We start from the raw sequence: 10,526 nt of genomic DNA on the forward strand, positions 1-10,526 counted from the left end.
CATCACGATTTAAGCGCATCATCTGACAACGGCGGCGGCAACGACTTCGCCTCATTCCGCGGCGCGCGCATCCAGACATCGTGTTCTCCATCCGTATCAGGATCACCGTCATCACCTTGGCGTGGGCAATCGCACAAGCGGTTTGGGAAAGCCGGCCTGAAGGTGCCGGGTCGCCGGCCGCAGAGGGCGCGGTAACGCAGTGTGGCTGTGTCCGAATTCCCGCACCTGCGACCGGAAGAACATCCGTTTGTCACTTTCCGAACAGACAGGCCAAATCCACTCCCTTCCAACTTCACTGTTGAAGCCTGGTCGGGGAGACGAAATGGAGCGTTCCTTGTCAACTGCGATGACGCGCGACGAATATGTAGAGCGGTGCAAGCAACGAGCCTTCGATCTTCTCGACCGAGGCGCTCTGAAGAACGCGGTCGCCGGGTTCGTCGGCAATATGAACGAGCGTCCCGATTGCGAATTGCCTGTCTACGTGGCGACGCTTGGCGCATCGCTGCTAACGGCGAATGATGCGCGCGGCTGGAGGGCGCTCATTGAAGGATTGAGGTGATGTCCGATGATCAACACGCGAGATCGGGAATGAAGGGGCGCGACAAGGCATCGTCTCCATCCAAGTTCCTGGTTCGCCTGCCAGTCTGGCGTCAAGTTGACAAGAAGCAGAGCACATCGAGCGGACGCTGATGGATCCGCGCGGGGCTGAGGGGCGAGGTGATGGCGCACTATCGAGCTTACCTTTTGGATCACGACCGCCGCGTTATAAGCGTGGCCAATTTGCAATGTGCCGACGAAAAGGAGGCGCGAGAACGTGCTCAGCAGTTAGTTGATGCCAACGACATCGAACTCTGGCAACTCGATCGGCGTATTGCGGTGTTCGAAGCCGTTATAACCCGGACCTCACAGGCGGCGGGGCAGGGAGGCCTTCAGCGGGCGAAGCGCCCTGCAGACAAATGATGGGTACCCTGAAGGTTGGATGTGTCCGGATGTCGTGGATCGAAGGCCGCTGATGCCATTTCGATGATCGTACGAGCAGGGCGCCCAATCTCGCCAGCTAATAGAAATGTCGCGGCCATCGCCTTGCATGACCTAGTGATAATCCCAGCTTCGTAGGGACGTGCTCTCGCCGTGCACCGAATGGTCGAGGCGAGTGAGCGCCAAGGTCGGCGACGCAGTGCAACAGGCATCATCGCGCGGATATGCAGATTGTTCAATCAAGTCACGCTGCGGAGAATACTCATCGCGCTAGAGCGGCTTCGTCCGCCGCATGAATGCGATCGTCGTACCGGCGATCTCCGCAAAGGCGCCCGGCAATAGGCCCCCGCGGCCAGTGCGTACGGGTGTCGCGCAAACCTGGCAGTGAGGCTCAACCAAGCGAGATTGCCTGCGCCACCATGAGGCCAGCACCCAGGATGCAGATTAGTCCGGCAAAGAGTTCAAAGACCGACGGCCCAGGGCGGCCCACCGTTAACAGCGCAAGGATGGTCGCAATGCCGAACCGAATGCCTTGTGGCGTGAGGTTATTCCACCCGATAATATCCCAGCCGATAACCGAAAGAAGACTCATTGCCTGCCTCCTGTAGTTGAAACCATTTGTCGCCCGGAGTCCCGCGCACGCGAGGCGGGCGACGGGGTCGAAGTCGCGTCTGGCGGAGGCGACCTAGGCGGAGGGCGTCGAAATAGAAACTTGCAGCCGCCCGGGGTAGGGGCTTCGCCAGCAAGGCTCGTTGATGATGCTCGTTGGTGAATAGCTGGCATGGCTCTGGCGACACGCCGTCGACGGTTGATGCAAACTGAAACAAAAGAGGCCGCCGACCAAGGCGGCCTAACTGCCGTCGTCACGCGCTGGAAGGATGGCGATCACGCTGATGGCGATACCTTCACCCTTATGGTGGCCCCCTCGTCGCCATAAGTGGCCATTCCCTGACGTGCCGATTGGAGAATGCTTGAGCCCGACTTGACCGCAACCTTACGCCGGTGAACGATACGGATATGGGCACCCCGAATGGTCCGCCAGCTATGGGAAATTCTAATCCGAGTCATTTAACCTCCAGGTTCAATGAATGGTAACGGTTGTCTCAGCAAACTTGCTTTGCAACACACGCCCGAAATAGCCGATCCCAAGGTCAACGACCGTGATGCGCGTCACTGGAACTTCGACCACATGTTCAGATTCTGTCCCGCCGTCGTAGGTTCCGTGTCACCATAACGGCTCGCCTACCTCTTCATCTCGCGCGATCGCGGCATGGTGCGTCGATCCTGGACACAGGCAGGTAGGCACCAACCTGCAGTGACAGCGGCAAGTAGGCGCGGTCTTGCTGCAATGGTGATTGCATGAAGCACTAGACCGGTAAGGTATCGGATGCGATCGGCGCTCTCGGTCCCGCACTCTCTGAAGTGATGCTTGAAGCTTGAATGAGTGCAGAGCAGGCGCTCCAACGGTGATCGGATCGTGCCCCTCGAGTTGTGCTCCCCAATATGTGATCAGGATCACGGCGCTAACGCGTGACCTGCAGGATTGTTGTGTCGATCAGCTGCTGCTGTTCTTCGAGGAGCACACTATGAACGTCGTGATTAAGAGACTTAATGGCCTGTGGCACCTTGTCGTCGGGTCGTGCCAGCTCCGAACTCCCTTCCTGGAGACTCAGGACCGGGAGCTGGTCGTTACGTACGCCCGGCGAGTTTACCCTGGCGCCAAAATCTTCGAACGCGACTGATCTTAGCAGCGACGCGCTGGGGCGAATGTCGCCGTTCGACTGCTCCCGGGTGTGAGGGCGCAAATTTCAATCGAGAAATGTCATGGACATATCCTGCTGTGTCCTGACAAGATCAAGGACCGAGGCTCTCGCGCAATCGCCGGAGCTGGGACCGGAGCCGCTCGCAGCCCAATTCCCTCTCGAACTTGGTGATCGCCTCAAGCGTAGGTTCAGCGCGCAGGTTCAGCAACCGCGCCATGTCGCGGGTGCAAGTATCTTCGGAACGGACAGACTCATTCTGTGCCTGCTGCTTCTGAGCCGCTTGCGGCGCCGCATTTCCGCCGGAAGGTAGGGCGGTACTGCTACCAACACTCTCAAACAGACGCTGTACTTGTGAACGCAGCCGCTTGCAGGCGACCTCGCGTTGGAAGCTGGTGATCTCGTCCGGCGCTGGGTTGGCGCGCAGACGCGCCAGCCTCGCTTCGTCGCGGATACAGGGGTCCGTGATTTCGGGGGCCGGCTCCGCGGGAAGCGGCGGCTTGGGGAGTTCCGCCTTCACCGCCGGTGGCGCGCTTGGCAGCGTCGGATTGGCTACGGCCGGCTTCGGCAGGGCCGGCGACGAAACTGGCGGAGGGGGCGGTACCGGTGCGACATTGGTTGTACCGAGCTGCGGCACTAACGAGATCGTCGCGCCGCCGAGTGAGCCATAGATGAACGGCTCCTGCCGTCCACCGGTCATGGCGATGACCTCATCGCGCACGCGGCCAAGCGCGATCCGAATGTCGATACCGGGCTCGGCAAGGTGTCGGAGCAGAGCGGCTGCATAGGGACTATTCACGCCGTCGCCGTCATAGGAAATCGAGCCGGCCCTCGCCGCGAAGGCCACCAGCGTATCGGCACTGATTTCATCAAGCTTCGCAAGCCCGCCTCTGGTCGGCGAGCGGCTTGCGGACCGCAGCTTGGCCGCAAACGGGTTGTCGCGGCAGGCGTCGAGCAGTATCAAACGCAGGCGGCGTACCGGTTGCAGCGCCCAGATGATACGATCGAGCGCGACAGCCTCATCGTCGACGTCGTAGTCGTGGCTCAGCTTGGCATCCATCGGTATCAGATAATTCATGCCGCCGATCTCGATGCCGTGGCCGGCGTAATAGACCACCGCCACATCGGCGTTCTCTGCAGTAATGAGAAACTCGCGCACAGTGCGCTTGAGGTCGACGACGCCGAGATCGTTGCGTGAAATGACGACGTCGAAACCGATGGATTTGAACAGCGTTGCGATTGCTTTGGAGTCGTTGGCAGTATTGGTCAGCTTCGGTGCGTTCGTATAGGAGGAGATCCCGACCACCAGCGCGACCCGTCGCTCTGCTGCGGCCGCATCGGCGAACATCGCGCTGACGATGAGGCAGAGCACGTAGATCATGTGCCGGCGCGGTTTCATCGCTGCATTAATATCCATATCTCCGCCAGGGGCGATTGCGGTACTTGCGTTTTCTCGGCGGCTGGCCGCTCTCCGTCACTGTAACGTTGATGACTTCGGAGAACACAGCTGGATCGTGCGGCACGTGGGCAAAATCGGCGAACAGCAGGCGCAGCTTGTGCTGGCCGAGCGGGAGCGTGATTTTCGCCTCGGTCTGGCCAGCGCCGAAGTGCAGGTGGTTGAAGTCGTTCGGGATCGGTTGGTTGAGTGGAGGCAACTCGGCATCGACAAGCAAATGATGATGGCCGGTGTTGGGTTTGTCGAAGCCCGCCGGCGCCACGCCCATGTTCAACAAACCGAAGCGGATAACCGGGTTCTGAGAAATATAGGAGCCGTTCTTCGGATAGATGAAATAGACCTTGGCATCCTTCGGGGCGGAACGACGTCCGCTCGCCGCAGGAGCGGCTTGAGCCACCGCGGGGCCAGTTTGGTCAGCTACCTTGACCTTGATCCGCTCGGAGATCACCGGCGGCGAATGCGGAACGTGGTTCTTGTCAGCGAACACCAGCTGCAACGTGTGCTCGCCGGGCGTCAGCGAAACCTCTGCCTCGGTCTGCCCCGCGCCGAAATGGAGGTGCTGGAAATCGTTGGGAATCTCAGCGTTCAGCGATGGCGTCGGCGAGTCGACGATCAAATGATGGTGACCGCTGTTGGCGCGGTCCGAACCTGCCGGCGCAACGCCCATGCCATGCAGACCGAAATGTAAAGTGGTCTTGGTTGGCAGCGTGTCGCCATCCTTCAAGCCGATGAAATAGACGCCCGCCCCGGGCGGCGAAGGCGTCGGTCCGCCCGTCTGGGCTTGGGCCTGTGCGGCGTGGCAGTGCATCAAACCGCCGATAAATGGAACTAGAACGGATATCAGCAATCGTTGCATCATCGCAATCTTCCCAATGCATAGAGCACAACTTGGACCGCAGGGCCCGCGGGAATCTGATTAATTGCAAGCATCGATAATATGTCCGTCCAAAACGAACGGGGATAAAACGATATTCCTTTGCCGCCCAATGTAAACCAAAATCCCGTGCCGCGACTGTACCTTGCCGGTCGCGGCCGAATGAAGCATGCTATGCGAATTGAATGTGACGTGTGCATCCTCCCGATCGTTCGAGCCGACCGGAGATCACAATATGAATTTCGCCGTTTTGTCTGTGATCTTTTTCACAGCGCTTTTTGCAAGTGCTGCGGCAAGCGCGCAGCGAGGGCTGAGCAGCGGCCCGTCTGGCGACCGACCGTCCGCACCATCCGACACCAGAATGGCTCAACAACAGGGCGCCAGTCTGGATCCGGGAGAGCTGTTTCGCGATTGTGATAACTGCGCTGAGCTCGTGGTTGTGCCGCCGGGAGACTTCATGATGGGATCCAATGACACGCCCTATGAGAAGCCCGAGCACCTAATCAGCATTCGCAAGCCCTTCGCCATCGGGCGCCGCGAGGTGACATTCGCGGAGTGGGATCCGTGCGCCGATGCCGGCGCGTGCAAGGTGCGCCCCGAGGATCACGGTTGGGGGCGTGGCGACCGCCCAGTGATCAATGTCAGCTGGGAAGACGCCAAGCTGTACGTCGCCTGGCTGTCGCAGAAGACCGGGCAGAAATACCGTCTGCCCAGCGAAGCGGAATGGGAATATGCCGCGCGCGCGGGAACCAGAACGCCGTTCTGGTGGGGAAGAGAGGCCGGCGCGGGTCATGCGCAGTGCGACGGCTGTGGCAGTCCGATCAAGCAGCAGGTCGTGCCAACGGGCTCGTTCCGGCCAAATGGCTTTGGGCTCTACGACACTTCTGGCAATGCTGCGGAATGGGTCGAGGATTGCTGGAACGATTCCTATCGCAATGCGCCAAAGGACGCGTCGCCTTGGACGTCGGGCGACTGCCGTCTGCGGGTGCTGCGCGGGGGCAACTTCCTCAGCAAGGCCAGCGACGTCAGATCTTCGGCGAGGTTTCGCTACGACGTCGACGTGCGTTACTACGCCAACGGCTTTCGCGTCGTGCGGGAGTTGCCGTAATGATGCCGCGCGCGGAAACAATGCGCGCGATCGTCGTGGCGATACTTGTGTTGTTTGCTGCAGCCCCCGCCGCTCGGGCGCAGTCCTACTCCGCCAGTGGGCAAATCGGCTATCTGCACGAATGGGAAATAACGGGAAATCTCGCGAAAACGGCTAAGCGTCCAGGTACGGAATATTCAGGGACGATCACGCTGCGCCACGTCGGTCTGTGCAGCGTCAATGGCGTAGAGCAAAAGCAGGCGCGATTGCAGCTGAAAGTGTCCTCCGGGCGGCTGGAAGGCGTATTGATCATGGACGAGGATCAATGCCGCATCGTCGCATCTGGATCATCAGGTTCGGGGCAGCTGACCTGCGGCAGCGGACAAGACGTTCCGATCAATCTCCTGATCGGCAAAGCGGTGGAGACCGAGGCGGCCGATCGCGCGCGACTTTAGAGCGCTGCGATTCCGAAGTGCTGCTTGCTCGCCGCGCGACTGTCCGTGACGGCTATGGTTCCGGCGCCCGCGCCAACACACGCTGCTGCGGCCGCGACTGGCTCGGCCGCTCCGGCTCATCCGCAAACTCCATTAGAGAGGCGTGCACGATCCTGGGAGGCAAGAGCTTCACGTGGTCTTTCCCGAATGTGCCGTTGGAGCCGCAGGCTGTTCTTGAGATTGTGTTCGGGCTGCGACGGAAGTGCCGTTGGGCGAATATCGCTCCCGCGAAGGCACGCCGGATGATTGCTGTCGTGAGCGCATTCACCCCCTGACGAAGAAGTATGAATGATGGCCGCTCTGACACCATGGCATTCTCTCAGTGCGGATGGCCGAGCACGAATGCGAACGGCAGAACGAAAATCTCGTCGCCGGCCTCATCGCTGACATGCAGGGCCCACTGACGCCAATCTTCCAGGTTGGCGGCTGCGACGAGAGATCGCACCCTGCGGGTGGCCTCCTCACACGCTTCGATCAGGTCGGATACGAATGTACCGCGACGATCCATCAGTACTCCCTTGGTGTTCGAGCAATGGAAATAGACCTGAGTCATGTACGCCTCCTGGCAATATTCGGGTCAGCAAGCCCGACCCTGCATGTCGGAGTCATACTAGGCCGCAAAGCGGATCGTCCGTGATCACCCGCACATTGCGCGGTTTGGTGGCCCGCGGAACCGTGATCGCGTACGCCACACATCCACGGACAAGGTATGGATTCAACGTCTGCGTTAGGCCAATGGCTGGTGTCAGCCGTGCCTGCTCTGTCAGCAGCCGAAACCTCCGCGGCAGCTGTCGATCGTACCTGCGTCCCGTCGGGTTCGGCTGGAAGCGGGCGCATTGACGGCAGAGATTGCAACGGAGCGCGGCATCATCTTGCAGTGCTTGCTGATGCAGGGAAGAGGCTGGGAGGTCTGTCTATCAATGGTGGCGGGACCGAATTGCCCCGCCATTGACCCAGAGGGCCGTACAAGCATTTCTATATTTATCGGCTAGCCTAGGTCGTTACCCCGCGGGCATAAATAGAACCCACCGCCAACTCTGAGTGATAAAGCGGTGGCTTTAGGGTGGTCATAAACGCCACAAAGCACAGCGCTCCGATCGCGAAGATGATAAGACTAAAAAAGTGGTTCAGGTTCATCTGTTTTCCTCGCCGCCTTTCGTTTTGGGCCGAGCCATACAGCCATGAACCGAAGGATGAAGAGATCGACCCGAATCTTCCGTGACGGCGCTCACATCTGGAGAATTGCCTTCCTCTGCTTCCCCATTTGCTTGGCCATCTTCGCGATGGCTCGTGAGCGCGTTGCCATGGCTGCCCGTGATCTCCGTCACAGATGGAAAAGTCACCCTCCAGTATGGTTCGAGCCACATGTTGTTCATTGCAACCCCCGAGGAGGGAGTCATGAGTGGAATGCGTGAACTGATCGATACAGAACTCGACGCCGTGAGTGGAGGGCATCACGGGCATCATCATGGGCATCATGGACATCATGGGCATCACGGGCCCTTCAGCTTTGGCAATCTCGGCCATTTCGGCAACATCGTCATAGAGCAGAACATTGCCGTGCAGATTGGTGTGGCTATCGGCAATAACGCCAGTGTCATACAGCAGCTCGGTCAGCTGAACTTCAGCTCTATCCACTAAATCGCGGGTGCCCGAACACTCCTTTCCCGCTCCCGAGAGTGTTCGGGTACGAATTCAATCGATAATCTCATGGATACGGGCACCGTCGCTCAAGGCGGTGTCTCGACACGGTGTCGATGCCCAACGAGCGTACCTGTTGCTCATCCTGCGGCGCGCCAGTTCGTGTCCATTCCGATCGCTTGACCGCCCAAGCCAGCGACCGCTTCGTTCGCTGGCGGTGGGCCAGCGTGCGGAGCCAATGTCATGGACGCGCTTGCCGCGGCCAATAATGCCGCTGTCCAGATGATGATCGACACCGCGATTGTCGGCGTAGATCAGCATAGAGCGTGCATCACCCGGAACAGAGTTCAGTCGATGGGACGCTCCACGGGGTGGGTTAACGCACAGCATTCATGCGGTCGTTACCAATCCAGCCCGCGTTAGCGCCCAGGAGGATCGGCTTGCCGGGAGGCTCCTGTCTCGCCTCAGGGCTAGTCAACATTGCTTGTCGACCGTGGCTGCGAAGCCGATTTAGATCAAAGAACTCGCAATCAGGAGGGGCGCCTAGGCCAACATCCGGCCGAACAGCAACCGCGAGGCCAAGCTGGTTTTTTCCCATGCCTCTACCGAACTCGCAATGTCGTGGAAAGCTTCGCCCTATGGCGCTCGCGGCCACCTCACTCGCGTTCGATCGGGTTGTTGCGCAAAATGAGCGTTGGCTCCGCGCTTAATCCTTACACGTCGTGCCTGAGACAGCCAGTCTCGTTCGAGACATGCGAGTGTCTATGCCACATGATTCAGAAGCGCCGTGGGAGCAAAAGTCGCACACAGCATGGATCCAACGGGCCATATCGTAGCCAAAGCTGACTGCCGCCGTCGGGCACCCGTGATGTCTGTCACAGATAGAAGAACCATCCTTCAGTATCAACACGCGTAGTGAGGCACTGGCTTGCTTTGAGCTGGATGTTGTTCACCCCGCAACCCTGAGGAGGGATTCATGAATGAAGTACGTGAACTGATCGATATGGAACTCGAAGCCGTGTCTGGTGGGGGGCTATTCGACGTGAGCAACCTGTCCGGCAATATCGTCGTACAGCCGCAGATTGCTACGCAGGTTGGTGTTGCCGTCGGCGGCTTCAGCGTCTTCGGCAATGGCGGCAGCGCAAACCTCACACAGCTGCTCGCTCAGGCGAACGTCAGCTCGATCGGCTAAGTCTTGGATGCCCGCACACTCCCGGCTGCGCCCCGGGGGTGTGCGGGTACAACTTGATCACGGTACAGCGCCCCGCTGCAAGGTGTTCCGCCATCGGCTGAACGCCTAGCCACCAGGGCCGATCAATCCCGCAACGTAATCGGACACATCCCCTGCCAGGTCTTGTGACCTGCCGATCCGGGAATGGCTTCAGCCAGCATTCGAGTTCGTTTCGCCGTTCCGCCATGGTCAGCCCTCCAAGAGCCGACCATCCATGAATCATTGAGGAAATCCTTTTGCGATCGCCGGCCAACAATCCACCAAGGTAGCGTTAGGCCATGAACTATCGAACCGGTGGCTTGCCGCACCGGAATTGATGTCAGCCTTGCTGTCCTGACGCGACGCGGTTGCCGTGCGGGAGCGAAATGAAGCAATGCTCCGTGAGCCGACATCTGCACGGCGTTCGATCGGATCGGCGCGCTACCGTCGTAAAGCCTTCCTCAAAAAAGGTCATCCCGTCGGTGACGCGACCAATGAATCGGTTGTTAGCAACTTGATTGAACCCTCTATTGGGCCGCGGCGCCGGACGAGCAACACGGCTGTGACCACTGCGGAGAACGGGACGATTTTTCGCGACCCGTAGATCTCAGTGAAGATCGGATCCGCCAAACGCGTTCGCAGAGTTGAGCGCTGGCACACCGTACGGCCGGACGCACAATCAGTCGCTGCGGCGGGTTCGTATCAAGTCCGATCGCTTGACCGCTGAAGCTGGCGGCGGCGATAGCAATGCACGATACGGCATGAATCGTCTCATCCGACAGGTTTGCATAAATGGTCCGCGTCAGTGTGAGAGGATCACGATCTCCATGGACCGATGTCCCGCGCCTGCAGTCGCAACTGAGCAGGGACTGCTGCGGTGGCCACGACGCGGATTCGATCAGAGAATCCGTCATCAGGAATAGCGCCTGGCCGTGATCCCTGCGAAAGTCGCCCGTGCGCCTACCGGGTCCAAATATCGTTGAACGTCTCTTCAACAGGATCCAGTGATGTCGTCGGGTCGCGATG

At 59.5% G+C, this 10,526-nt stretch carries 10 protein-coding genes and 2 pseudogenes; 7 read left to right on the forward strand and 5 right to left on the reverse strand.

Annotation, left to right across the window (positions count from 1 at the left end; genetic code table 11):
- The first annotated feature begins 322 nt into the window (after window positions 1-322).
- Window positions 323-559, forward strand: coding sequence for a hypothetical protein (locus JQ627_RS35405; RefSeq protein ID WP_249143664.1), 237 nt, complete (start codon window positions 323-325; stop codon window positions 557-559).
- A gap of 161 nt (window positions 560-720) precedes the next feature.
- On the forward strand, window positions 721-960 hold the full coding sequence (locus JQ627_RS35410) for a hypothetical protein (RefSeq protein ID WP_212488968.1): 240 nt from the start codon (window positions 721-723) through the stop codon (window positions 958-960).
- 409 nt (window positions 961-1,369) lie between these two features.
- Here the strand turns inward: JQ627_RS35410 and JQ627_RS35415 are convergent, their stop codons facing one another.
- The 3 genes from JQ627_RS35415 to JQ627_RS35425 all read right to left on the reverse strand — a co-directional run bounded on the left by JQ627_RS35415 (window position 1,370) and on the right by JQ627_RS35425 (window position 5,053).
- Complete coding sequence (locus JQ627_RS35415; protein ID WP_212488969.1) at window positions 1,370-1,570, reverse strand: hypothetical protein; 201 nt, start codon at window positions 1,568-1,570, stop codon at window positions 1,370-1,372.
- A 1,262-nt stretch (window positions 1,571-2,832) separates the two neighbouring features.
- Entirely contained in the window at window positions 2,833-4,155 is a 1,323-nt protein-coding gene (locus tag JQ627_RS35420; protein ID WP_212488970.1) for a caspase family protein, read from the reverse strand.
- The gene (locus JQ627_RS35425; protein ID WP_212488971.1) at window positions 4,145-5,053 is read right to left on the reverse strand and encodes a DUF4399 domain-containing protein; all 909 of its coding nucleotides are present in this window, start codon (window positions 5,051-5,053) and stop codon (window positions 4,145-4,147) included. The genes JQ627_RS35420 and JQ627_RS35425 overlap by 11 nt, the downstream gene beginning before the upstream one ends.
- Before the next feature lie 250 nt (window positions 5,054-5,303).
- Here JQ627_RS35425 and JQ627_RS35430 point away from each other — a divergent pair, with 250 nt between their 5' ends.
- Both JQ627_RS35430 and JQ627_RS35435 read left to right on the forward strand, forming a co-directional pair.
- Window positions 5,304-6,176 (forward strand): formylglycine-generating enzyme family protein, encoded by an 873-nt coding sequence (locus JQ627_RS35430; RefSeq protein ID WP_212488972.1) that lies wholly within the window; start codon window positions 5,304-5,306, stop codon window positions 6,174-6,176.
- Entirely contained in the window at window positions 6,176-6,610 is a 435-nt protein-coding gene (locus JQ627_RS35435) for a hypothetical protein (protein ID WP_212488973.1), read from the forward strand. Before JQ627_RS35430 ends, JQ627_RS35435 begins: the two co-directional genes overlap by 1 nt.
- A 358-nt stretch (window positions 6,611-6,968) precedes the next feature.
- On the opposite strand, the gene JQ627_RS35440 is transcribed toward JQ627_RS35435, so the two are convergent.
- Complete coding sequence (locus tag JQ627_RS35440; RefSeq protein ID WP_212488974.1) at window positions 6,969-7,202, reverse strand: DUF6894 family protein; 234 nt, start codon at window positions 7,200-7,202, stop codon at window positions 6,969-6,971.
- Window positions 7,203-8,056: 854 nt separating this feature from the next.
- On the opposite strand from JQ627_RS35440, the gene JQ627_RS35445 reads away from it, so the two are divergent.
- The 3 genes and pseudogenes from JQ627_RS35445 to JQ627_RS35450 all read left to right on the forward strand — a co-directional run bounded on the left by JQ627_RS35445 (window position 8,057) and on the right by JQ627_RS35450 (window position 9,482).
- The gene (locus tag JQ627_RS35445; protein WP_212488975.1) at window positions 8,057-8,290 is read left to right on the forward strand and encodes a hypothetical protein; all 234 of its coding nucleotides are present in this window, start codon (window positions 8,057-8,059) and stop codon (window positions 8,288-8,290) included.
- A gap of 197 nt (window positions 8,291-8,487) precedes the next feature.
- Window positions 8,488-8,923: pseudogene (locus JQ627_RS39870) on the forward strand (IS5/IS1182 family transposase); the annotation flags it as partial.
- 343 nt (window positions 8,924-9,266) lie between these two features.
- Window positions 9,267-9,482 (forward strand): hypothetical protein, encoded by a 216-nt coding sequence (locus tag JQ627_RS35450; protein ID WP_212488976.1) that lies wholly within the window; start codon window positions 9,267-9,269, stop codon window positions 9,480-9,482.
- A gap of 111 nt (window positions 9,483-9,593) precedes the next feature.
- Here the strand turns inward: JQ627_RS35450 and JQ627_RS35455 are convergent.
- Window positions 9,594-9,744: pseudogene (locus tag JQ627_RS35455) on the reverse strand (IS701 family transposase); the annotation flags it as partial.
- Window positions 9,745-10,526: the final 782 nt, after the last annotated feature.

It is taken from the genome of Bradyrhizobium liaoningense (assembly GCF_018130785.1).
In the GTDB taxonomy this organism is placed as follows: domain Bacteria; phylum Pseudomonadota; class Alphaproteobacteria; order Rhizobiales; family Xanthobacteraceae; genus Bradyrhizobium; species Bradyrhizobium liaoningense_A.

Bases quoted from the DNA above. Each gene is read 5' to 3' on its own strand.
- JQ627_RS35405 (WP_249143664.1), top strand. From the start codon at position 323: ATGGAGCGTTCCTTGTCAACTGCGATGACGCGCGACGAATATGTAGAG.
- JQ627_RS35410 (WP_212488968.1), top strand. From the start codon at position 721: ATGGCGCACTATCGAGCTTACCTTTTGGATCACGACCGCCGCGTTATA.
- JQ627_RS35415 (WP_212488969.1), bottom strand. From the start codon at position 1,570: ATGAGTCTTCTTTCGGTTATCGGCTGGGATATTATCGGGTGGAATAAC.
- JQ627_RS35420 (WP_212488970.1), bottom strand. From the start codon at position 4,155: ATGGATATTAATGCAGCGATGAAACCGCGCCGGCACATGATCTACGTG.
- JQ627_RS35425 (WP_212488971.1), bottom strand. From the start codon at position 5,053: ATGATGCAACGATTGCTGATATCCGTTCTAGTTCCATTTATCGGCGGT.
- JQ627_RS35430 (WP_212488972.1), top strand. From the start codon at position 5,304: ATGAATTTCGCCGTTTTGTCTGTGATCTTTTTCACAGCGCTTTTTGCA.
- JQ627_RS35435 (WP_212488973.1), top strand. From the start codon at position 6,176: ATGATGCCGCGCGCGGAAACAATGCGCGCGATCGTCGTGGCGATACTT.
- JQ627_RS35440 (WP_212488974.1), bottom strand. From the start codon at position 7,202: ATGACTCAGGTCTATTTCCATTGCTCGAACACCAAGGGAGTACTGATG.
- JQ627_RS35445 (WP_212488975.1), top strand. From the start codon at position 8,057: ATGCGTGAACTGATCGATACAGAACTCGACGCCGTGAGTGGAGGGCAT.
- JQ627_RS35450 (WP_212488976.1), top strand. From the start codon at position 9,267: ATGAATGAAGTACGTGAACTGATCGATATGGAACTCGAAGCCGTGTCT.